The sequence below is a fragment of the Phreatobacter stygius genome, from assembly GCF_005144885.1.
Taxonomy (GTDB): Bacteria; Pseudomonadota; Alphaproteobacteria; order Rhizobiales; family Phreatobacteraceae; genus Phreatobacter; species Phreatobacter stygius.
In genome coordinates this window covers 1,792,205-1,813,627 of record NZ_CP039690.1, presented here as the reverse complement: position 1 = coordinate 1,813,627, position 21,423 = coordinate 1,792,205, and the positions used below count along the sequence as shown (strand labels likewise).

The 21,423-nt window shown below is 68.6% G+C and carries 19 protein-coding genes; 9 read left to right on the top strand and 10 right to left on the bottom strand.

Features of this window, described 5'->3' with window-relative positions:
- The first annotated feature begins 5 nt into the window (after positions 1–5).
- Both E8M01_RS08255 and E8M01_RS08250 read left to right on the top strand, forming a co-directional pair.
- Positions 6–1,550 carry an acetolactate synthase large subunit gene (locus tag E8M01_RS08255; protein ID WP_136964511.1) on the top strand — a complete coding sequence of 515 codons (1,545 nt, stop codon included), beginning with the start codon at positions 6–8 and terminating at the stop codon, positions 1,548–1,550.
- A 40-nt stretch (positions 1,551–1,590) separates the two neighbouring features.
- The gene (locus E8M01_RS08250; protein WP_136959692.1) at positions 1,591–2,346 is read left to right on the top strand and encodes a hypothetical protein; all 756 of its coding nucleotides are present in this window, start codon (positions 1,591–1,593) and stop codon (positions 2,344–2,346) included.
- 18 nt (positions 2,347–2,364) lie between these two features.
- Here the strand turns inward: E8M01_RS08250 and E8M01_RS08245 are convergent, their stop codons facing one another.
- Positions 2,365–3,162, bottom strand: a complete 798-nt coding sequence (locus E8M01_RS08245; protein WP_136964510.1) for a creatininase family protein — start codon at positions 3,160–3,162, stop codon at positions 2,365–2,367.
- A gap of 160 nt (positions 3,163–3,322) precedes the next feature.
- A complete protein-coding gene (gene irrA, locus E8M01_RS08240) occupies positions 3,323–3,838 on the bottom strand; it encodes an iron response transcriptional regulator IrrA (protein ID WP_136959691.1) in 516 nt (171 codons plus the stop codon).
- Positions 3,839–4,056: 218 nt separating this feature from the next.
- On the opposite strand from irrA, the gene fabA reads away from it, so the two are divergent.
- From fabA to fabI, 3 genes are all read left to right on the top strand, one after another.
- Complete coding sequence (gene fabA / locus E8M01_RS08235; RefSeq protein WP_136959690.1) at positions 4,057–4,569, top strand: 3-hydroxyacyl-[acyl-carrier-protein] dehydratase FabA; 513 nt, start codon at positions 4,057–4,059, stop codon at positions 4,567–4,569.
- Between the two features lie 65 nt (positions 4,570–4,634).
- Positions 4,635–5,861: a beta-ketoacyl-ACP synthase I gene (gene fabB, locus E8M01_RS08230; RefSeq protein WP_136959689.1), complete on the top strand. Its 1,227-nt coding sequence runs from the start codon at positions 4,635–4,637 to the stop codon at positions 5,859–5,861.
- 209 nt (positions 5,862–6,070) lie between these two features.
- Positions 6,071–6,916, top strand: a complete 846-nt coding sequence (gene fabI, locus E8M01_RS08225) for an enoyl-ACP reductase FabI (RefSeq protein WP_136964509.1) — start codon at positions 6,071–6,073, stop codon at positions 6,914–6,916.
- Between the two features lie 60 nt (positions 6,917–6,976).
- On the opposite strand, the gene E8M01_RS08220 is transcribed toward fabI, so the two are convergent.
- The 3 genes from E8M01_RS08220 to efp all read right to left on the bottom strand — a co-directional run bounded on the left by E8M01_RS08220 (position 6,977) and on the right by efp (position 12,458).
- Positions 6,977–10,456 carry an ATP-binding protein gene (locus E8M01_RS08220; protein WP_136959688.1) on the bottom strand — a complete coding sequence of 1,160 codons (3,480 nt, stop codon included), beginning with the start codon at positions 10,454–10,456 and terminating at the stop codon, positions 6,977–6,979.
- Positions 10,456–11,730: a metallophosphoesterase family protein gene (locus E8M01_RS08215; protein WP_136959687.1), complete on the bottom strand. Its 1,275-nt coding sequence runs from the start codon at positions 11,728–11,730 to the stop codon at positions 10,456–10,458. The genes E8M01_RS08220 and E8M01_RS08215 overlap by 1 nt, the downstream gene beginning before the upstream one ends.
- A gap of 158 nt (positions 11,731–11,888) precedes the next feature.
- Positions 11,889–12,458 (bottom strand): elongation factor P, encoded by a 570-nt coding sequence (gene efp / locus E8M01_RS08210; RefSeq protein ID WP_136959686.1) that lies wholly within the window; start codon positions 12,456–12,458, stop codon positions 11,889–11,891.
- A gap of 116 nt (positions 12,459–12,574) precedes the next feature.
- Between efp and epmA the strand changes: the two genes are divergently transcribed.
- Positions 12,575–13,633 (top strand): EF-P lysine aminoacylase EpmA, encoded by a 1,059-nt coding sequence (gene epmA, locus E8M01_RS08205; RefSeq protein ID WP_136959685.1) that lies wholly within the window; start codon positions 12,575–12,577, stop codon positions 13,631–13,633.
- Here epmA and E8M01_RS08200 read toward each other — a convergent pair.
- Genes E8M01_RS08200 through E8M01_RS08185 form a run of 4 tightly spaced genes read right to left on the bottom strand, consistent with a single transcriptional unit; the run spans position 13,623 to position 18,122 of the window.
- Entirely contained in the window at positions 13,623–14,225 is a 603-nt protein-coding gene (locus E8M01_RS08200; RefSeq protein ID WP_136959684.1) for a GNAT family N-acetyltransferase, read from the bottom strand. The genes epmA and E8M01_RS08200 overlap by 11 nt on opposite strands.
- Entirely contained in the window at positions 14,222–16,168 is a 1,947-nt protein-coding gene (locus E8M01_RS08195) for a molybdopterin biosynthesis protein (protein ID WP_136959683.1), read from the bottom strand. Before E8M01_RS08195 ends, E8M01_RS08200 begins: the two co-directional genes overlap by 4 nt.
- On the bottom strand, positions 16,165–17,220 hold the full coding sequence (locus E8M01_RS08190; protein ID WP_136959682.1) for a MoeA family protein: 1,056 nt from the start codon (positions 17,218–17,220) through the stop codon (positions 16,165–16,167). The genes E8M01_RS08195 and E8M01_RS08190 overlap by 4 nt, the downstream gene beginning before the upstream one ends.
- 11 nt (positions 17,221–17,231) lie before the next feature.
- Positions 17,232–18,122: a helix-turn-helix transcriptional regulator gene (locus E8M01_RS08185; RefSeq protein WP_136959681.1), complete on the bottom strand. Its 891-nt coding sequence runs from the start codon at positions 18,120–18,122 to the stop codon at positions 17,232–17,234.
- 104 nt (positions 18,123–18,226) lie between these two features.
- Between E8M01_RS08185 and E8M01_RS08180 the strand changes: the two genes are divergently transcribed.
- From E8M01_RS08180 to E8M01_RS08170, 3 genes are read left to right on the top strand one after another with little or no spacing between them, the layout of a single operon-like run.
- On the top strand, positions 18,227–18,928 hold the full coding sequence (locus E8M01_RS08180; protein ID WP_136959680.1) for an ABC transporter permease: 702 nt from the start codon (positions 18,227–18,229) through the stop codon (positions 18,926–18,928).
- A 5-nt stretch (positions 18,929–18,933) separates the two neighbouring features.
- The gene (locus E8M01_RS08175; RefSeq protein WP_136959679.1) at positions 18,934–19,665 is read left to right on the top strand and encodes an ATP-binding cassette domain-containing protein; all 732 of its coding nucleotides are present in this window, start codon (positions 18,934–18,936) and stop codon (positions 19,663–19,665) included.
- A 26-nt stretch (positions 19,666–19,691) separates the two neighbouring features.
- On the top strand, positions 19,692–20,531 hold the full coding sequence (locus E8M01_RS08170; RefSeq protein ID WP_136959678.1) for an ABC transporter substrate-binding protein: 840 nt from the start codon (positions 19,692–19,694) through the stop codon (positions 20,529–20,531).
- A gap of 6 nt (positions 20,532–20,537) precedes the next feature.
- Here E8M01_RS08170 and E8M01_RS08165 read toward each other — a convergent pair whose 3' ends face one another.
- The gene (locus tag E8M01_RS08165) at positions 20,538–21,422 is read right to left on the bottom strand and encodes an ABC transporter permease (RefSeq protein WP_136959677.1); all 885 of its coding nucleotides are present in this window, start codon (positions 21,420–21,422) and stop codon (positions 20,538–20,540) included.
- Between the last annotated feature and the right edge of the window lies 1 nt (position 21,423).

Genomic DNA, 21,423 nt, shown 5'->3' with positions numbered 1-21,423 from the left:
AGTCCATGAACGGGGCCGAGAGCCTCGTGCGCACCCTCGTCGCCGGCGACGTGACGGTGAGCTTCACCAATCCGGGCACTTCCGAAATGCATTTCGTCGCGGCGCTCGATCGCGTCGACGGCATGCGCTGCGTGCTCTGCCTGCAGGAAAACGTCGCGACCGGCGCGGCCGACGGCTATTACCGGATGACCGGCAGGCCGGGCTCGACCCTGCTGCACCTGGGTCCAGGTCTGGCCAACGGTCTTGCCAACCTGCACAACCTGAAGCGCGCGCGTTCCGGCGTGGTCAATATCGTCGGTGAACATGCGACCTATCATCGCGTTTACGACGCGCCGCTGACCTCCGATATCGAAGGCATTGCCGGCACCATGTCGAACTGGGTGAAGACCTCGGTCTCGGCGACCGACGTCGCCGCCGACGGTGCCGCGGCGATCACCGCGGCGAGCCAGCCTCCCGGCCAGATCGCCACCCTGATCCTGCCGGCCGATACCGCCTGGAACCTCGGCTCGGGTCCGGCGCCGGTCGCCGCCGCGGCAGCTCCGGCCAAGGTCACCGAGGCTGCCGTGGAAGCCGCGGCCAAGGCGATCCTCGCCGGCGGCAAGCCGATGATCCTGCTCGGCACCGACGGCGTGCGCGAGAAGGCGGCGGCGCTCGCCTCGCGCATCCAGCAGAAGACCGGGACGCGTATTCTCGGCCAGACTTCGGTTGCCCGCATGGAACGGGGCGCCGGCCGCGTCGCCCTCGACCGGCTGCCCTATCCGGTCGATGCCGCGCTCGCCACGACCAAGGGCATCACCCATCTGATCCTGGTCGGCACGCAGGCGCCGGTCGCTTTCTTCGCCTATCCGAACAAGCCGTCGACGCTTTATCCACCGGAGGCGGAAGTGGTGACGCTGGCGACGCCTGCCGAAGACGCGGTCGATGCGCTGGAGCGTCTTGCCGAGCGCCTCGGCGCCGCCAAGACCGAGCCGGTGCTGACCGCGCCGCGCCGGACCGACCTGCCGAGGGGCGCGCTCAATCCGGATTCGATCGCGACCGTGATCGGCAATCTCATCCCGGAAAACGCCATTGTCGTCGACGAGTCGGTGACCACCGGCCGCGGCTTCTTCCCGCATTCCTACGGCGCGGCGCCGCATGACTGGCTGCAGCTCACCGGCGGCGCGATCGGCGAAGGCCTGCCGCTGGCCGTCGGCGCGGCGGTCGCCTGTCCGGATCGCAAGGTCGTGTCGCTGCAGGCCGACGGCTCGGGCATGTATTCGCTGCAGGCGCTGTGGACCATGGCGCGCGAGCGGCTGGACGTCGTCGTGTGCATCTGGGCGAACCGCACCTATGCCATCCTGAAGCTCGAGCTCGCCAATGTCGGCGCGGAAAACCCGGGCCGCAAGGCGCATGACATGCTCTCGCTCGGCGATCCCGACCTCGACTGGGTGTCGCTGGCTCGCGGCATGGGCGTCGAGGCGACGCGGGTCGATACGGCGGAGGCCTTCGCCGATGTCTTCGCGTCCGCCGCCAAGCGCAAGGGACCGTTCCTGATCGAGGTCCTGTGCTGAGCCTATCGCGTCGCGCCCGCGATTCAGCGATGATCCGGGCGTGACCGAAATGCCAGCACCTGCCGAGCCCTCCTTTGCCGCGCGTTATGCGCAAGCGCTTGTCGACGCTGGCTGGCGGGTGGCACTGCATCTCCTGCCCTATGCGCTGCTCGCCGGCATCGTCATCGAGATGATCCTCAGGCTGCGCATCGCCTTCATCTGGAAGCTGCCGCTGGTGCTTGGGGCAATCGGCTGCCTGCATCTGGCGGTCATGCTGGGCGCCTATGTCGCGACGCTGCGGCGCCTGGCCAGGCAGGGCGCCGCCGTGCCGCCGGCCCGCCACCATGTCGGCGCGGCCTGGCGGATCACCCTCGAAACGGCGGTCGTGATGGCGGTGGTCCTGCTCGGCGGGCTGGCGCTGACCGGCGCCATCGACGTGACCATTGCGGTAACCGAGGCGAGCTTCGGCGATCGCTGGCCCTGGATGCTGGCGCGCGCCGTGGCGACCGCCACCGCGCTCGCAGTCATTGCGGTCCTGCTGACCGGCGCGACCGCGCTGGCCGGCTCGTCCGCCGGCGGCGTCGTCAGTTTCCCCCAGGCCGCCATCGCGCTGCATCGCCGCTCGACGCAGGCGGCGGCGATCATCTGCGTGGTCATCTCGGTCGGGACGGTGGCGACCGTCGCCGGCTTCCTGCTGGCGCAAGGCGCCGGCGTCTGGCCACCGGCCATTGCCGCGGGTCTCGGCAAGGCGCTCGGCCTGCTCGGCGCCACAACGGTGCTGAGCGTCGGCGCCGCGACATTCGCGGCCGAGAGCTAGCGCCGGATCGCGACCGGCTCAGTCGGTTCTGCCGGAGGTGGTCTGCTGGCCGCGGCCGGCGCGCCAGACCGGGTCGGGGGTCGACCACAACCGTTCGTCGCGGATGGCGGCCGCCAGCTCGCGCGCCTGGATCGCCAGAAAACGCTCACCCTTGTCGGCGCTCGCAGCGCGTGGATCGCCCTTGACACCGGTCGTGGGCGCGCGTTCCGAGAAGGAATAAAAGCGTGTGAAACCGGCCGGTGCGTCAACCGGCTCGGGCCGCTGCTGCATCGCTTCATCAAATTTATCTCGGCGAACCAGTTCGCCGGCGATCGTCAGCATCACCGATGTCTCGCCCTCGCAGGCATGCTTCGGTCCGGTATCGGTTTCGAAGATCGCCGCGACATCCTTCGGCGCGAGCATCCAGGGCGTTGTCGCCACGATCGGCATGGCGAAGGTCACCGCCAGTTCGCGGGCGATGACCGCCAGCGGATCGATATTGCCGCCATGGCCGTTGACCAGCAGCAATCGGGCGAAGCCGAGCGCCTTCAAGGAGCGCACGACGCTGTGGATGATGGCGCGATAGGCCTCGAAGTCGACGCTGATCGTGCCGCCGAATGGAAAATGATGCTCGCTCATCCCGAGCCACAATCCCGGCATGACGGCGACCGGAACGTCGTCGGCGACGAGCCGTGCGGCGCGCAGCGCGGCGGCGCTTGCGCTCGCGGTATCGGTGATGACAGGCAAGTGAGGCCCATGCTGCTCAAGCGAGCCCGTCGGCAGGATTGCGAGAGCATTTGGCCGGGCCGCAATCGCCCGCAGGTCCGGCGCAGTCATGCGCGCCCATTCGACTTCAATCGTCACCGCACATCTCCGGCGCTCGCCACGTCCGATATCTATCCGATATCCGGTTGCGAGCTTCCAGCAGATTGTCCATGCGATGGCGAATTGATCACATCCCGGTCATTGCCGGGAGCAAAAGCCGGAGCCGGACGGCTCAGGTTTCCTTGCGGCGCAGGCGCACGATCACATCGACGCGTGCGACCTCATAACCTTCCGGCGTCTGCGGCAGCTTGTCGACCGCGATATGCGGGCCGGGAATATCGAAGACGGTGGTCTCGCCTTCCACGATGAAGTGGTGGTGATCGGCCAGATTGGTGTCGAAATAGGCTTTCGATCCGTCCACCGCGATCTCGCGCAACAGGCCAGCCTCGGTGAACTGGTGCAGCGTGTTGTAGACGGTGGCGAGCGACACCGGCACCCGCGCCTTGGCGGCCTCGTCGAACAGCATCTCGGCGGTGACGTGCCGGTCGCCCTTGGCGAACAGGATCCAGCCGAGCGCCATGCGCTGGCGGGTCGGCCTGAGGCCAACCTCCCGCAGCATGGTGCGCACGTCATGGATCGGGCAGCCCGTGCGTTGCAGCAGGCTGACCCGCTCCTGGGCCGACAACTTCCCGTCCGCCGAAAGTGGCGGCTCGTGATGCGTGAGGTCGATGAGTGTCCGGATCGTCATTGAACCTATTTTAGGAATTCCACGGCGGTTCTGCAACCCATTCGCAGCCGAGAAGGTTGACGGTTCGGTGCCGCGCCTGACGAGGCGTCAATCGGCTTGTTCGCCATGGTCAAATTCGCACCTCGTCTCCTTTTGCCCCACCCGAATCCCTGTGTTAGAGAGGCGCCGCTACGGTCCCGGCGGAGGGGCCGCGATAAAAGGGCGGTTGAAACAAAGCAATGAGCGAGCGCAAGACGAGCTTCACCTATGAAGAGCTTCTCGCCTGCGGGCGGGGCGAACTGTTCGGCCCCGGGAACGCGCAATTGCCGCTGCCACCCATGCTGATGTTCGATCGCATCACTTCCATCGGTGTCGACGGCGGCGCCAACGGCAAGGGCCATGTCACGGCCGAACTCGACGTGAAGCCGGACCTCTGGTTTTTTCCCTGCCATTTCAAGGGCGATCCGGTCATGCCGGGCTGCCTGGGCCTCGATGCGCTGTGGCAGTTGACCGGGTTTCATCTGGGCTGGCAGGGCTTGCCCGGGCGCGGCCGCGCGCTCGGCGTCGGCGAGGTGAAATTCTCCGAACAGGTGCTGCCGACCACCAAGAAGGTGGTCTATGGCGTCGATTTCAAACGTGTCTTCAAGTCCAAGCTCGTGCTCGGCATCGCCGACGGCTGGCTCGAGGCCGACGGCAAACGCATCTATGAGGTGAAGGACATGCGCGTCGGCCTGTTCGTCGCCGCCGCGTGATCGCCTGATTCGTCAGTACAACGTCGCGGCACGATACCCGCGATATCAAACGAAAGAGGCTGCTTATGCGCCGCGTCGTCGTCACCGGAATGGGCATCGTCTCGTCCATCGGCAACAATTCCAACGAGGTCCTGGCCTCGCTTCGTGAGGCCAGGAGCGGCATCGCGCTGGCGCCATCCTTCGTCGAGCACGGTTTCCGCTGCCAGGTCTCGGGTGCGCCGACACTCGATCCATCGACCATCCTCGATCGTCGCGCCATGCGCTTCCACGGCGGCGGCTCGGCCTGGAACCACGTGGCCATGGATCAGGCGATCCTGGACGCGGGTCTCGAAGAGGCTGAGATCAGCCACGAGCGCACCGGCATCGTGATGGGCTCCGGCGGCCCGTCGACCCGCGCTTTGGTGGATGCCTATGACAAGGCCCGCGAGAGCGGCAATTCCAAGCGCGTCGGTCCGTTCGCGGTGCCGAAGGCGATGTCGTCGACGGCTTCGGCGACGCTTGCCACCTGGTTCAAGATCAAGGGCGTGAACTACTCGATCTCCTCGGCCTGCGCGACCTCCAACCACTGTATCGGCAATGCCTATGAGCTGATCCAGTGGGGCAAGCAGGACGTGGTCTTCGCCGGCGGCTGCGAGGAGCTCGACTGGACCCTGTCGGTGCTGTTCGACGCGATGGGCGCCATGTCGTCGAAATTCAACGACCGGCCGACCACCGCCTCGCGCGCCTATGACGTCAATCGCGACGGCTTCGTCATTGCCGGCGGAGCCGGTGTCCTGGTGCTGGAAGAATACGAGCATGCCAAGGCGCGTGGCGCCAAGATCTATGGCGAAATCGCCGGCTACGGCGCCACCTCCGACGGTTACGACATGGTCGCGCCGTCCGGCGAGGGTGCGGTGCGCTGCATGCGCATGGCGCTCGAGGGCGTGAAGGCCAAGGTCGACTACATCAATCCGCACGGCACCTCGACGCCGGTCGGCGATCTCAAGGAGATCGAGGCGATCCGCGAAGTCTTCGGCGGCGCCGACAAGAGCCCGCCGATCTCGGCAACCAAGTCGCTGACCGGCCATTCGCTGGGCGCAACCGGCGTGCAGGAAGCGGTCTATTCGCTGCTGATGATGAACAACGGCTTCATCTGCGAGAGCGCCCATATCGAAGAGCTCGATCCCGATGTCGCCGACATGCCGATCGTGCGCAGGCGCATCGACGACGCCAAGCTCGGTTGCGTGCTGTCCAATTCTTTCGGTTTCGGCGGCACCAATGCCACCATCGTGCTGAAGCATGTCGATGCCTGAGAACCCGGGGCTCGCTTTCATAATTGGTATCCAATCGTGATGGACTTAATGTCACCGGGTGGTCGCAGACTCATGGAAGATGCGGGAAGATCAGGCTCCCAAGGCGAAAGGCCATGTGGACAGACCGTTTCGCGCATCCCCACCTTCAACTCGTCGACCGCGGTGGCACGGCCGGTATTGAACCGAGGAGCAAGCGCGTGACGGGATTGATGCAGGGCCGTCGCGGCCTGATCATGGGAGTGGCGAACGACCACTCCATCGCCTGGGGCATCGCCCGGACGCTCGCCGCCCATGGTGCCGAGATCGCCTTCACCTATCAGGGGGAGGCGCTCGGCAAGCGCGTTCGCCCGCTGGCCGACAGCATCGGCGCCTCGCTGGTGCTGCCCTGCGACGTCGAGGATATCGCCACCGTCGACCAGACCTTCGCGACGCTCGCGGAAACCTGGGGCGGGCTCGACTTCATCGTTCACGCCATCGGCTTTTCCGACAAGAACGAGCTGAAAGGCCGCTACGCCGACACCTCGCGCGACAATTTCTCGCGCACCATGGTGATTTCCTGCTTCTCCTTCACCGAAGTCGCCAAACGCGCCGCCGCCCTGATGCAGCCGGGCGGCTCGATGCTGACCCTGACCTATGGCGGCTCGACCCGGGTGATGCCGAACTACAATGTGATGGGCGTCGCCAAGGCAGGGCTGGAGGCGTCGGTGCGTTATCTCGCCGCCGATTACGGCCCGCTCGGCATCCGGGTGAACGCGCTGTCGCCCGGCCCGGTGCGCACGCTCGCCGGCGCCGGTATTTCCGACGCACGGCTGATGTTCAACTTCCAGAAGCGCCATGCGCCGCTCCGGCGCACCGTTTCGATCGACGAAATCGGCGGCTCGGCGCTCTATCTGCTGTCGGACCTGTCGACCGGCGTGACCGGCGAAATCCACTATGTCGATTCCGGCTACAACATCGTCTCGATGCCGCATCCGGAGGCGCTGAAGACGGTCGACGCCGCCGAGCAGGCGGTGGAAGATGCGACGACCCGTTCGCGCGGGCAGGCGGCCGAATAGACCGCGGATCGGCTGGCGGGTTCGCCGGCGCCGCGAACGCGGATGCGCCGCGCCGGTCGATCAACCGGGGCCGGGGCCGAGTTCATGCACCCTGACGCCGGGGCAGACCCGCTGGGCAATGTCCAGCAGGTGGCGATGGTGCGTCAGATAGATCACCTGGCCCACCTCGGCCATGTCCGAAAAGACCCGGAAGGCCTCCTCGGCGCGGAAGTCGTCGAAGGTTTCCATGATGTCGTCGGCAACGAAGGGCACGGCCGGGCGCAGGCGGGCGAACTCGTGATAGCCGGCCACGCGCAGGGCGAGATAGAGCTGGAAGCGCGTTCCCTTGGACATGTCCGAGGCGATCTTGGAGCTGCCGTCGGCACCGACGCCGAGCAGGATCTCGCCATCCTTCTCGGGCTGCGTCGCCAGGCCGGTATAGGCGCCGCGGCTGATCGTCCGGAAAGCTTCGGAGGCGCGCTTCATCATGGAACTGCGGTGCCGGTCGCGATAGGAGCGCAGAGCCTGCTCGGCGGCGACGATGCCGACCCGCAGCCGGAAATGGCGCAGGGCCTTGTCTTCAATCTCCAGAAGGCCGGTGCGCCGCCGTTCTTCGAGCCTGGCAACCGCGTCGTCACCGCCCACCGCCTCGACCCGGTCCACCGCCTTGCTATGGGCGGTGAACAGCTCGCGCGCGCGCCGGTCGAGGTCCTCGAAGCGGGCGGTCAGTTCACCGAGCTCGGTTTCGAGCGCCGGCCGATCGAGCCCTTCGAGCAGGGCTTCCGCGTCATGTTCCGCGGTTTCGCCGATCGCGTCGCGCAGCGCACGCGCCTCGTCGATCTCGCGCCTTTGCAAGTCGGCTTTTTTCTCGGCGCTGCGCAGCCTTTCGCCAACCTCGATCAACGAGGTCACGTCGAAATAGCCGGTCATTTCGATCTTTCGCCTGGCGTTGACGGCGATCCGGTCGACAACATCGCGTTGGCGCTCGCGCAGATCGTCAAGCGAGGTCATCCGGGTCGCGCGGGTCGCCTCGGCCGCGCGCGCCGCCTCGACGCGGTGAGCGACATCGTGCGCCAGGTCGAGAGACGGCCGGCTGCGGTCGTCCATGCCGAGCTCGCCGGCAAGCGCGGCAACTTCGTCGGCGAACGCTGCCTGGTCGTGCTCCATCTTCTGGATCCGATCGGCGAGGCCGCTCCGCTTGTCGAGCACCGGTTCGAGCGCCGCGAGCTCGACGAGGCATTCGCGCACCGTCGCGACGCCCGGAATGCCGCCCCGGCCGAGCCAGGAGCCCGCACAGGCCTTCTCCCAGGCCTGGCTCCAGTCCCGCTCGGCGGCCGCCGCGGCGTTCATGTCCGCGTCCCGCCGCGCCAGGTCGCGGCGGCGCTCATCGGCCTGGTCGCGCAGCGCTTGCTTGCCGGCCTCGCGATCGATGGCGGTTTGCGCGGCAAGGGCGAGCGCATCGAGGTCGGCGGCGGCGTCGTGGCTGGTGCCCGCGGCCGCAAGCGCGGACAGCAGCCGCTCGCGTGCCGCCGCTGCGTCCGTTTCCGCCTCGCGAAGGTCACGGTCGGCCTGGCGGCGCTGTTCACGCAGGTCGAGTATCCGTTCGCGCGCCGCGAGCCAGGCCTCCAGGTGGGATAGCGACATGTCCGGCGGCATCGCCGGACCGATCGCCCGCAGCGCCGCGGCGATCTCCGCGCGCAGCGTCGCCATGCGGCCTGACGCGACGGCGTGCAGCTCTCCGGCCCGGTCGAGATCAGCGATGAGGACCGCGATCGCCTGCGTCAGCTGATGCAGCCGCGCCACGTCCTTGGCATTGCCGAAGCGGGCATGGACAACGGCATCGTCGCGGCGAAGCGTGCCTTCGTAGGCGTCGGCGGAGGTGGCGTCGAGCGCGCGCCGGTGCCTTGCCCATGCTGCCTCGCGGGCGGCACGGATCGCCGCGGCCTCCTGATCGCTCACCGGCCCGGCCGTCGCGCCGATCGAATCCCGTTCGGCCTCGAGCCGGCGCCGCTCGGTGGTGAGGCGCTCGATGGCCGAGCCATGCCGGTCGATCTCGGCCTGGGCCTCCGCGGTGGCGGCCTTCCAGCGCTCGATGTCGTAGGCTGCGGGCACGCTGATCGCCGCGAGCTCGTCCGCCTTGCCGCTCCACGGTTTCAACGCGGACAGGCGTTCGGCCAGGACATCAAGCAGGTTCGCCCTGGTTCGCTCGGCGATACGCCGGCGCGCCAGATGGTCGTCGGCGCGGAGCGCGTTCACCGCGCCGGCAAGCGCCGCGAACGCCGTGGCGGCGCCTGGCTGGTCATCGGGGCCGGCGGCACCCAGCCGCTCGCGCAGGTCGGCGAGGCGACGGCCCGCTTCGGTCCATTCGCGCCGGCTGCCGTTCAGCGCCGCCTCGACACCCGACCTCTGTTCGATCAGGCTTCTGAGCGCGCCGACCTGCGAGGCGGCGAGCAGGAGCGAGCCGGGCGCCGTCTGTTCCGGACATTCCAGGCGGCGCAGGATGCCCGAGATTGCCAGGTCGATTTCCTTCAGCTGCAGGTGCCGGAGCGGCAGGTCCTTCTCCGCCGTCACACTGCGCGCCCTGAGCTCGGCCAGCCGGTCGGCCCGCTCGGCCAGCCGAAGGCCATGCTCGTCGACGGCGATCGCCTCGATCTCGTCCGTCACACGGTCGATATCGCGATCGATCGCATCGGCGCGGGTCGCCAGCTCGATCTCCTCGGCCTGCAGCCTGGGGAGGCTTTCCAGCCAGCCGGGCGGCGGTTCGGGCAGGCCGGCCAGGGGCTCCAGATCGGCGCGCAGGGCCTTCAGCGCGGCCAGTCGCGGCATGGCGTTCACGAGGCGCCTGATCTCGTCCATGCGCGAGCGGACCTGACCGCGCTCGCCCAGGGCCTCCTCATACTGGACCGAGGCGCGGTCGCGGGTTTCGACGAGCTGGGCATATTCGGATGCCGCCGTGTCGATCCGCTCCCGCTCCTCCTTGAGTGTCGCCAGTTGGGCCTTGAGGTCATGCAGTTCGCCGCTTCGCGCCCGGAACCGGTAGAAGCCGTCCGCTTCGCCACGCAGCGCGACGAGGGTCCGGCTGAGCTCCGCGAGCCCGGCGCTGGCGGAAAACAGCAATTGGCCGAGATCGCCCTTGCTGGCGAGAATGCTCTCGCCACCGGCTTCCAGCGTGTCGTCGTCGAGCGAGAACATGGTCCGGTAGGAGGCCCGGTCGATGGCGCCGAGATCGCCGAGGATGAGGCCGTCGGGAACCGGCTGCTCGCCGCCATCGAGCAGGCTGTTCTGCGGCCGCTTGATCCGGACGAAGGCGCGTGTGCCGCTGGCGAGATCGAGCGAAGCGCCGATCCGCATGGTCGCATAGGGATGGAGGAAGTCGTAGCGGCTGCGCGCCTCGATGCCGAAGAGCAGGTCGAGAAAGGCGGCCAAAGCCGTCGACTTGCCGGCTTCGTTCGGGCCGTAGACGATGTGCAGGTCGGGCCGGCCGGGCTCGCTCGAGCCGAAATCGATCTGGCGGTCGGTGAACTTGCCGTAGCGTGTCAGGTCGAGACGGTTGAGGCGCATCAGGATTGCCCGCCATCGGCTGCAGCGTGGAGCCGCGCGAGAACGTCTTCGGCACCCTCGCGCGCCAGCCGCCCGAGGGCCGCCTTGAACGCCTCCTCGCTGGTGCCGAAGATGGTCCGGCATTCCACCGGCAATTGCGCCCGCAGTTCCTCGGCGATGACAGTCAGTTCCATCGCATAGGCGCTGGACGACAGGACCTCGCCGGCGATCAGGTCGTGCAGTTCGGCCAGCGGGTCGGCAGGTGCGCCCGCGACGACGCCCGGCGCGGTGCAGTCGATCTCGAGCTTCTCGACCCAGCTCTTGCCGATCACCGACGCCCGGTCGTCGGCCTCCGCCTTCAGGAGGTCGGCATCGCGCCTGATCTGCCAGGCCAGCGGCGTCGTTCCGGTGATGCTGAGGCGCGCCACCAGATGCTCGGACTGGGTCCGCTCGCGCGCCTGCTCGAAGGCCCGGGTCATGGCCGCGACCAGAGCGCGCCAATCCTCGATGCCGTCGACATTCACCGCCACCCGCTCGAACTGGGCAACGCTGGTGAAGCGCTGTTCCATCTGGATCGACCGGTCATCGGCAACCGTGACCAGCGTGACGGATTTGGGCCCAGCCTCGTTGATGTCGCGGCCCTGCGGCATGCCCGGCATGACGATCGCACGCGGGCTTTCGACGACGGCACGCCGGTGGACGTGGCCGAGCGCCCAGTAGTCGAAGCCGCTGGTGCCGAGATCGGCGATGCTGCACGGGGCGTAGGGGTCATGTCCCGCCGCGCCGGCAAGGCTCGTGTGCATCAGCGCGATGTTCACGGCACCGTCGAGCGGGGCTTTGTATTTCGGCAGCAGGCTCTCGGCCGCATGGGCGTTGGCGAAGCTGATGCCGTGGATCGCCACCGCGAAATCGCCGCGCGACCGCTCGATCGAGACGGCCTCGGCCCGGCCGCCGAACACCTTCACGGTGTCTGGAAGGGTCAGTTCCTTGGTGATCCTGGACAGGGCGTCGTGGTTGCCTCGGATGATGAAGACCCGGATGCCGGCTTCGTCGAGCCGCCGGATCTGCATGGCCAGGAACCGCGCCGTCTTCATCGACGTCTGGTCGCCGTCGTAGAGGTCGCCGGCCAGCAGCAGGGCGTCGACCTGTTCGTTCAGGCAGAGGTCGACGATATTGGTGAAGGCCCGCCGCGTGGCGTTGCCGATCAGTTCGGCCAGATCAGGGTTGCGCAGCGCGAGTGATCGAAGCGGCGAATCGAGGTGAACATCCGCCGCATGGACGAAGCGATAGGCCAAGAACGTCCCCCGTCACGCTGCGACCGAAATCTCTCGCCCCTTGTCGCCTCTGCGCGGCCGTTTGAAAAGGCTGGACCCGCGCACGCATCACCGGCCATGGCCAGCGCGGGATGTCCGCGCCAGCTGCAGCCTGGTGGCCGCTCGAATCCGGCAGGCGATCAGTCCTTGGCGCGCTCGTAATAGGCGCCGTCCTCGGTGTTCACGACGATGCGCGTGCCGGCGCCGATATGCGGCGGCACCAGGGTGCGCACGCCATTCGACAGGATGGCGGGCTTGTAGGACGACGAGGCGGTCTGGCCCTTGGTCACCGGCTCGGTCTCGACCACTTCCAGCGTGACGCGCTGGGGCAGTTCGATGCCAACCGGATTGCCCTCATAGACCGAGAGCTTCACTTCCATGTTTTCCTGGAGATAGGGCTTCATATCGCCAAGGATGTCGTCGGGAACCCCGATCTGCTCGAAGGTTTCCTTGTTCATGAAGTGATTGCCGTCGCCATCGGAGTAGAGATAGGTGTAGGGCCGGTCCTCGACGAAGGCGCGCTCGACCATTTCGGTGGTGCGCCAGCGCTCCGACACCTTCACGCCATCCGACAGGCGGCGCATGTCGACCTGGGTCACCGGCGTGCCCTTGCCGGGATGGATATTCTGGGCGGTGACGATCAGATAGAGCCTGCCGTCGACTTCAAGGATGTTGCCCTTGCGGACGGAAGAGGCGATGACCTTCGGCACGGATGTCGTCCTTGGATTGGCGGGTGCAGGTTGGATGGGGCGACCGCCCCTGGCGATCGGTTCCGCCGTCGCATAGACGAAGTTTCCGCAAAGCGCCACCCCGAAGCCTGAAACCGATGTCCATGACAGCCTCTCCCTGGTGGGCCAAGGACCGCCATGCCGACCGCCGGCCGTTCCTGGTCCAGCGCGGCCGGATCAAGCAGCGGCTGCGCTCCTGGTTCGAAGCCGAGGGCTTCACCGAGGTCGAGGCCGGGCTGTTGCAGGTCTCGCCCGGCAACGAGGCGCATCTGCACGCCTTTGCAACCGAGGCGGTCGCCATCGACGGCCGGCGGGCGCCGCTTTACCTGCACACCTCGCCGGAATTCGCCGCCAAGAAGCTGATCGCCGCCGGCGAGACCCGGATCGTCGATTTCGCCCGGGTGTTCCGCAATCGCGAGCGCGGCCCGCTGCACCACCCCGAGTTCACCATGGTGGAATGGTACCGGGTGGGCGAACCCTACGAACAGCTGATGGCCGATTGCGCGGCGCTGATGCGGCTCGCCTGCGAGACCGCCGGCGCTACGCTTCTGACCTGGCGCGGCGCGACAGCCGATCCGTTTCTCGAACCCGAGCGGGTGACGCTGGCCGAAGCCTTCGACCGCCATGCCGGCATTGATCTCCTGGCAACCATTGCTCCGTCGGGCGAGGCCGATCGCGCCGACCTCGCCGGCCGCACCCGCGCGGCGGGCATCCGCGTTTCCGAGGACGACACCTGGGCCGACATCTTCTCCAAGGTGCTGGTCGAGCGGATCGAGCCGAAGCTCGGTTTCGGCCGCCCGGCCATCCTGTGCGAATATCCGGTGAGCGAGGCCGCATTGGCGCGTCCAAAACCGGCCGACCCACGGGTGGCCGAGCGCTTCGAGCTCTACGCCTGCGGCGTCGAGCTTGCCAACGCCTTCGGCGAGCTGACCGATCCGACCGAGCAGCGCCGCCGCTTCGAGATCGAAATGGCCGAGAAGGCGCGGGTCTATGGCGAGCGCTATCCGATCGACGAGGAGCTCCTGGCGGCGCTCGCCCTGATGCCGCCGACCAGCGGCATCGCGCTCGGTTTCGAGCGGCTGGTCATGCTGGCGACCGGCGCCCGCGCGATCGACGAGGTGATCTGGACCCCGGTGCCGGAAACCTTCAGCCGATAAGCGGAATATGCGCTGCGGCCGAGCGCGGCAGCAGGCCGGCGAGCCGCGGATCGTCGAAGATCTCGATACCGGTGGCATAGGGCACGAAGCCGCAGCTCCGGTAGAATTTGAGCGCGCCGGGATGGTCGTGCGAACAGGTGTGCAGCCAGACCTTGGTGATGCCGGGCCGCCAGGCCACCTGCAGGGCGCTCGCCATGGCCATGCGGCCGAGGCCCTGGCCGACGGCCTCCCGGGCCAGGCCGAAATAGACGATCTCGACCTCGGCTTCGACCCTGAGATCCAGCTCGACCATGCCGATCTCGGCGCCGTCGCGCTCGATCGTATAGACCTCGACCCGCGGATTGCCGAGGATGTCGGCCAGCGCCGCGTCGGACAGGATCAGGCGGGAGGTCCAGAGCCAGTCCTCGCCAACCCGGCGGAACAGGGCGCGGTACCAGGCGAGATCCGGCGCCGCGATCCGGTTGAGCCGCAGCGGGCCGGGCGACGCCGCAGGCTCCGGCGCTTTCGCCATGCCGAGCCAGGTGACGGCGGCGGTCAGCTTGCCCTTGGGCACCAGAAAAGTGCCGGAGATGTCGAGCGTCGCATCGGTCATGTCTGCGGTTCCCGGTCGGCCGGCGCGAAGCCAAGGGCTTCGAGCGCGTCTCTCGCCTCGACGATCGCGGCGCGGAAAGCCTCGATCGCCGCCGCCTTGGCGGGTTCGGCGGCGACGGCGAAATCGTAATGCTCCTCGGCGAGCGGGATGAAGCCGAGATCGTTGGCCTCGGCCACCGGGCGGATCGCCACGCCCCAGTCGGCGCGGCCCTGGGCGACGCTCGCGGCCACCGCGTTGTGCGAGCGCGGCTGGTTCCAATAACCAGGTGGCTTCCGTCCTTCGAGCAACTGGTCGATCAGGATGCGCGTGCCGGCGCCCTGGTTGCGGTTGACCATCAGGCAATCGGGATCGGCAAGCGCCTTGTCCACCGCGGCCTTGGCGTCGGTGATGCCGGCAAAGCGCGTATCGGTCCTGGCGTGGACGATGCCCTGCATGCGCCGCCAGCCAGCGATCAAACTCATATCGGGGCCGAGAAACGGCCGGTTGTAGAGGCCGGTCTTCGGATCGAACAGGTGGATCGGAGCGAGATCGCATTCGCCCCGGCGCAGCGCCGAGAGGCCGCCGAGGCTGCCGAGCGCCAGCGACCGGGCGCTCAAGCCGTGGTCGACCAGGCGGCCGATGACCGCGTCGAGGCCAACGCAATGGCTGCCCATGATGACCAGGTCCGGCACATGCAGATGCGGCGTGAACAGGGTCACCGGCGTCACCGTCTCGGCCGGCATGGCTTCGGCCAGCGCATCGATGGTGACGAAACCGTCGGCCTGGGAGAAGGCGGTGACCGAGCCTGAGCCCTTGCCGATCGGGTAGGCCACCGGACCGTCCGGACTTGCCGACAGCGCCACCATGACGAATTCGGTGCGGCCGAGGTCGGAGGGCACGCGCACCGGCACGCGCGCGGTGAGCTGGACGTCCTGGCGCTCCGGTTGGCCGGCCAGGATCCTGAGCACCGGCACCACGATGTCGTGGAAGGTGAACATGGCCGAGGTCGGGAAGCCCGGCAGGATCACCACCGGCTTGCCGTCGGCAACGGCGAGGCAGAGCGGCTTGCCGGGTTTCAGGGCGACGCCATGGGCAACGATGCCGGGGCTCCCGAGCGCGCCGACGATGCGGTAGGTCAGGTCGCCGGCGCCCTTCGACGTGCCGCCCGACAGGATCACCGCGTCGCATGTCGCATGGGCCTCGCGCATCGCCGCCTCGAGCCGGACGGCATCGTCGGCAATGGCGCCGAAACGCACCGGCTCGCAGCCGTTTTCCTCCAGCGCGGCGGCAACGATGGCGCCGTTGGAATCATAGATCGCGGCGGGGCGCAGCGGCTCGCCGGGGGCGACCAGCTCGTCGCCGGTGGAGATCACCGCGACCCGCGGCTTCAGCCAGACCTGGGCCTCGACGAGGCCGACGGCCGCCAACATGCCGATCTCACGGGCGCCGACCGTGGTGCCACGGCGCAGAAGCGTTTCGCCGCGGGCGATGTCGGACCCTGCAAAGGCGATGTTCTGGCCGGGCGCCAGCGCGCGTTTGACCACCAGCCGGCCGTCGGCCGCGATGTCGGTCTGTTCGATCATGACGACGGCATCGGCACCGCGCGGGACCGGCCCGCCGGTGGCGATCGGCGTGGCCGTGCCGGGCCGGACCGCGAGCTTCGGCTGAAAGCCGCAGGCGATCACCTCGCCATTGAGCGCCAGGACGGACGGCGCGGTGTCGGAGGCGGTTGCGACATCGCCGGCATGGAGGGCGAAGCCGTCGACCACCGAGCGGTCGAAGGGCGGCGTATCGACCGGCGCGGCGATGTCGGTGGCCAGCACCCGGCCGACCAGGCGATCGAGCGGCACCAGCTCGGACCCGAGCGGCTTTGGCGCCAGCGCCGCGCGGAAGCGGCTGACGGCTTCCTCGCGCGTCAGCACGGTGAGGAACTGATCCTGGTCGAGGCTTGAGCGTTCGGTCATGAGCTCGGTTCGGGCATCAGCGGGTTGCCGATCGGGATGGCGGCGAGCGGCGTGCCGGCGGCAGCGCCCTCGCTCTCCGGTGGGATCAGCGCGACCGCATCGGCCCTGAGCAGGGCCTGCAGCGTGACCGCGCCGACGATGAGGGGTTCATAACGCCCATCGACGACGTGCAGCAATGCGACATCGGTGCAGCCGATCGTCGAGGCGATCTTGGCGCCGAGCGGCAAGGTGTGCGTGTTGACCCGCCGGGCGGTCAGGCGTGCGACGACGGGCAGGATCAAGGCGTAGAAAGCCGCGATCGCGCCGTCGAAGCGCTCGGGCAGGAGGATGACCGGCCTGCCGTCAGATGCCATGGCCGTGCCGGCATTGTCGCCCGGGCGCAAGGCCAGGCCGCGCGCGACCGGCATCGGCGCGCGATTGGCGAAGGCGCCGGCGCTTTCGCCGAAGCTCGCGATCAGTCCGGCCTCCGGCTCGCCGGTTTCGGTCAGGCCAAGCGCCCGGAGGCGCGCGGCGAGCCAGTCGCGGACCACCGGATCGCCGCCGGGCGTCATGGCGAAGCTTGCCCGGAGAACGGCGATATCGGTCATGCCGGCCGTCGCCAGCGCCAGCCGCAGCTCCGGCGTGACCAGGTCGCCGCGCCCGAGGATCTGGATATCGCCGGCGAGATCGGATCCGGCCGTGGCGACCTGCTCGCCCGGATAAGCGGCCTGGCCGATTTCGACCAGGCGACCGGCCGGGATCGCCGCCGCTGCGGGGATGACCGCATCGGTTGCCGGTGGCAGTGTCGCGCCGCTGCGAACCGCCGGCGGCATGTCGGTCAGGATGACCGGGGCATAAGGGGTGGCGCCGACGATATCGGCCGAGGCGACCGCAATGCCGTCGCGCAAGGCGACGGCCAGTGGCGGGACCGGCCCGGAGGTCCGCGCCGGTTCGGCGGCAATGAGCCCGAGCGCGTCGGCGATTGCGATCCGGGCCTGGTCGAGCGGCTTCGAGCCGGCCAGCAGCGGCTCCAGCGCATCGGCGACCGGCGTGAGGCGAGGCGGCTCGGACATCGGCGGCGGCTTCACATGTTGAGCCGGACCTGGCCGGCCTCACTGACATCATAACCGCCGAAATCGGCGGCGCGACGCACGAAGTCCGGCCGGCGCAGGAAAGCCAGCAGCTTTTGCGGCCCGGGCTCGAAATAGCTCCGCCGGCGCAGCACGAGATCGAAGCGCTCCCAGACGACCGGCAGGAAGCCGAGGCCGTGGGTGGCGGCCACCGCCGATGTCGCGATGCCGCAATCGGCCTCGCCCGAGCGAATGGCGAGCGCCAGGTCGACGCCGGTCGGGTAAGGGGCGGCTGCGCTGTTCAGGCTCTCCGGCGGCACCGACAGCCGGTCGAGCATGGCGGCGAGCAGCAATTGCGCGCCGGCGCCGGTCTGGCGCAAGGCGAAACGTGCGCCGGCCCTGACCGCGCCAGCGAGGTCTTCGAGCTTCAGGGGATTGCCTGGCGCGACGACCAGGCCCTGCTCGCGCCGGGCAAAACCGATGACGACGGCATCGTTCAGGCCGGAGCGCGCCGCGACACCGGTGATATTGGCGCCGTCGTCGTCGGTGGCGCCGTGCAGGTGGATGGCGGCGGCGGCCACCTCATTGCGCTCCAGGCGGTCGAGGCCTGTTTCCGAACCCTCGGCCAGCAAGGCAAGCCCCGAGCCGGACTGGCGCATCGCCCATTCGAGCAAGGGGTCGTGGCTGCCACCGACGATCGGCGGCGGCGGTTCCGCGACGAAACCGGCCGGACGGGCAAGGCCGGCGGCCAGCCAACGGTCGAGGGCGGCGCGCGGAAACAGCCATTTGCCGGTCACCTTGGTGCAAGGCACGGCGCCCTGGGCGACGAGGTCGTAGAGCTTGCGCCCCTTGAGCTTGAGATAGGCCGCCGCTTCATCGGTTGTCAGATAGGTGTTCTCATGCATAGAGCTGCGTTCTCATGCAGGAATTCCATTGTTGAAAATCATACGGGCGGATCCATAACCAATGCAACAAAGAACAGGATCTTGAAGCCGGAGGAACGCCGCCCTTGGACGTCAGCACCGCCTTCGCCGCAGCCTTTGGCCTGATCCTCGGGCTCGATCCGGGTTTCCTCGCCATCGTGCGCCTGTCGCTGACCGTGACCCTGACGGCCGTGCTGGTCGCGGCGGTCATTGGCCTGCCGCTTGGCGCCATGCTGGCGCTGGCGCGCTTCCCCGGCCGGTCGCTGGTGATCGTCGTGGTCAACGCGCTGATGGGCCTGCCGCCGGTGGTCGCTGGCCTGATGATCTTCCTGATCCTGTCCAGGTCAGGCCCGCTCGGCCCCCTCGGGCTGTTGTTCTCGCCGGCCGCCATGGTTGCGGCCCAGGCGCTCCTGGTGCTGCCGATCATCCTGGCGATCACCCGCCAGATCGTCGAGGACCTGCAGGGCGAATATCGCGAACATCTCGCCTCCGTCGGCATGACCGGCTGGCGGGCCATTCCGACGCTCCTGTGGGACGGCCGCTTCGCGCTTGCCACCGCGCTGCTGGCCGGCTTCGGCCGGGCCAGCGCCGAGGTCGGCGCCGTGCTGATCGTCGGCGGCAATATCGCCGGCTACACCCGCACCATGACGACCGCGATCGCACTGGAGACCTCGAAAGGCGATCTGCCCCTGGCGCTCGGGCTCGGCATCGTGCTGATCGGGCTGACGCTCGCCATCAATGCGGTGACCTATGGCGCGAGCCGTATCGGCGCGCGTTATGCGGGGTGACGGCCATGCGTGACACCGTGTCGATCCTGCCGCTGACGGTCGAGGGCCTGGGTTTCGAGGCCGGCGGCAAACAGCTCGTCGCCGATGTCGGCTTCACCGTCCCGCGCGGCGGCATCACCGCGATCCTCGGGCCGAACGGCTCCGGCAAGTCGCTGACGCTCCGGCTCTGCCACGGCCTGCTGGAACCCAGCGCCGGCCGTGTCGCCTGGGCCCATCCCGCCAATGCCCGGCACGGCAGCGCCAAGCGCCACGCCATGGTGTTCCAGAAGCCGGTCATGCTGCGCCGCTCGGCGGAGGCCAATATCGTCCATGCCCTGGCCGCCGGCGGCGTCGCCCGGCGGACCCGCCAGGACCTGGCGCGCCAAGCCATGGAGCGGTTCGGCCTGGCTGCCCTGGCGACCCGGCCGGCGCGGCTCCTGTCGGGCGGCGAGCAGCAGCGGCTCGCCATTGCGCGGGCCTGGGCCCTGAAGCCGGAGCTCATGTTTCTCGACGAGCCGTCGTCGCAGCTCGATCCCGGCGCGGTCAGGCAGATCGAAGCGATGCTCGAGACCCTTGCCGCCGAAGGCGTCACCCTGGTCATGGCGACCCATGATCTCGGTCAGGCCCGCCGGCTCGCCCATCGCGTGCTGTTCTTTCATCGTGGCCGCCTCATCGAACAGGGCCCGGCCGACGCCTTCTTCGCCTCGCCGTCGACCCCGGAGGCCCGGGCCTTCATCGCCGGAGAACTCTTGTGGTGACCACACCCTGCTTCAAGGAGCCGTCCATGATCACGACCCGTCGTCTTCTCCTCGGTCTCGGCGCTGCCGTCGTGCTCGCCGGCGCCGCCGTCGGCCAGGCGGCGCCGCCACGCCTCGTCACGGTCGCCTCGACCACCTCGACGGTCGACTCGGGCCTGTTCAACCACCTCCTGCCGCGGTTCAAGGCGAAGACCGGCATCGAGGTCAGGGTGATCTCGCAAGGCACCGGCCAGGCGCTCGACACCGGCCGGCGCGGCGATGCCGACGTGGTCTTCGTCCATGCCCGGGCGGCCGAGGACAAGTTTGTCGCCGACGGTTTCGGCGGACCGCGCCGGCCGGTCATGTATAACGATTTCGTGCTGGTCGGACCGAAGGCCGATCCGGCCGGCGTGCGCGGCACGCGCGACATTGCCGCGGCGCTGCGCGCCATCCAGACCAAGGCCCTGCCTTTCGTGTCGCGCGGCGACCGTTCCGGCACCCACCAGGCGGAACTGGCCTTGTGGACGGCAGCGAGCATCGACCTCGCGGCCGCGCGGGGGGCCTGGTATCGCGAGATCGGCCAGGGCATGGGCGCGGCGCTCAACACGGCTTCCGCGATGAACGGTTACGTGCTGACCGATCGCGGCACCTGGCTGTCGTTCAAGAACCGCGGCGACCTCACGATCGTCGTCGAAGGCGACCGCCGGCTGTTCAACCAATATGGCATCATGCTGGTCAACCCGCAGCGCCATCCACATGTGAAGGCCGCCGACGGCCAGGCCTTCATCGACTGGGTGCTGGGGCCCGAGGGGCAGAAGGCGATCGCCGACTACAAGATCGAGGGACAGCAGCTGTTCTTTCCGAACGCCGGCGATGCCGGCGCTTGAGGCTGGCTATTTCGCCTTCGGATCGAGCGCATCGCGCAGGCCGTCGCCGAGCAGGTTGAAGCTCAGCACGGTGACGAAGATGGCGAGCCCCGGATAGATCGCCATCCACGGCGCCTGGGTGAGGAAACGCTGGGCCGAGTTCAGCATCGAGCCCCAGGACGGGGTCGGCGGCTGCTGGCCGAGCCCGAGGAAGGACAACGAGGCCTCGGCGATGATGGCGGTGGCGACCGTCAGCGTCGCCTGGACCAGCAATTGCGGCAGGATGTTCGGCAGGATGTGGCGCACGGCGATGCGCCAGCGCGGGTTGCCCACCGCGCGCGCCGCCTCGATATAGTCCTCGGTCTTGACCGCCAGCACCTGGCCGCGGGTCAGCCGCACGAAGACCGGCGTTGCGGTAATGCCGATGGCGATCATGGCGTTCTGCAGCGAGGGCCCCAGAAAGGCCGCCAGCGCAATGGCCAGGATCAGGAACGGACAGGCCAGCATGGCATCGGTGAAGCGCGAGATCAGCCCGTCGGTCCAGCCGCCGATATAGCCGGCGGCGAGGCCGAGCGGTACGCCGGCCAGGATCGCGATGGCGACCGAGACGACGCCGGCGGCAAGCGAGGCGCGGGCGCCAAAGACGACACGCGCGAAGATGTCGCGGCCGACCTCGTCGGAGCCGAACCAATGGGCTGCCGACGGCGCCTGGCGCACCGCCCGCCAGCTCTGCTGGATCGGGTCGTGGGGCGTGAGATAGGGTGCAAAAACCGCCATCACGATGATCAGCACGAGCACGCCGAGCGCCACCATGGCGCCCTTGCGGGCTTTCAGCCGGCGCCAGGCGCGGCGTGCCGGGCTTTCGACCTCGGCCGCGGCAATGGCTGCGAGAACGCCTTGGCTTGACGCCATG

Coding starts and splice junctions, on each gene's coding strand:
- E8M01_RS08255 (WP_136964511.1), top strand. CDS start 6: ATGAACGGGGCCGAGAGCCTCGTGCGCACCCTCGTCGCCGGCGACGTG.
- E8M01_RS08245 (WP_136964510.1), bottom strand. CDS start 3,162: ATGACTGCGCCGGACCTGCGGGCGATTGCGGCCCGGCCAAATGCTCTC.
- irrA (WP_136959691.1), bottom strand. CDS start 3,838: ATGACGATCCGGACACTCATCGACCTCACGCATCACGAGCCGCCACTT.
- fabA (WP_136959690.1), top strand. CDS start 4,057: ATGAGCGAGCGCAAGACGAGCTTCACCTATGAAGAGCTTCTCGCCTGC.
- fabB (WP_136959689.1), top strand. CDS start 4,635: ATGCGCCGCGTCGTCGTCACCGGAATGGGCATCGTCTCGTCCATCGGC.
- fabI (WP_136964509.1), top strand. CDS start 6,071: ATGCAGGGCCGTCGCGGCCTGATCATGGGAGTGGCGAACGACCACTCC.
- E8M01_RS08220 (WP_136959688.1), bottom strand. CDS start 10,456: ATGCGCCTCAACCGTCTCGACCTGACACGCTACGGCAAGTTCACCGAC.
- epmA (WP_136959685.1), top strand. CDS start 12,575: ATGTCCATGACAGCCTCTCCCTGGTGGGCCAAGGACCGCCATGCCGAC.
- E8M01_RS08200 (WP_136959684.1), bottom strand. CDS start 14,225: ATGACCGATGCGACGCTCGACATCTCCGGCACTTTTCTGGTGCCCAAG.
- E8M01_RS08195 (WP_136959683.1), bottom strand. CDS start 16,168: ATGACCGAACGCTCAAGCCTCGACCAGGATCAGTTCCTCACCGTGCTG.
- E8M01_RS08190 (WP_136959682.1), bottom strand. CDS start 17,220: ATGTCCGAGCCGCCTCGCCTCACGCCGGTCGCCGATGCGCTGGAGCCG.
- E8M01_RS08185 (WP_136959681.1), bottom strand. CDS start 18,122: ATGCATGAGAACACCTATCTGACAACCGATGAAGCGGCGGCCTATCTC.
- E8M01_RS08175 (WP_136959679.1), top strand. CDS start 18,934: ATGCGTGACACCGTGTCGATCCTGCCGCTGACGGTCGAGGGCCTGGGT.
- E8M01_RS08170 (WP_136959678.1), top strand. CDS start 19,692: ATGATCACGACCCGTCGTCTTCTCCTCGGTCTCGGCGCTGCCGTCGTG.
- E8M01_RS08165 (WP_136959677.1), bottom strand. CDS start 21,422: ATGGCGTCAAGCCAAGGCGTTCTCGCAGCCATTGCCGCGGCCGAGGTC.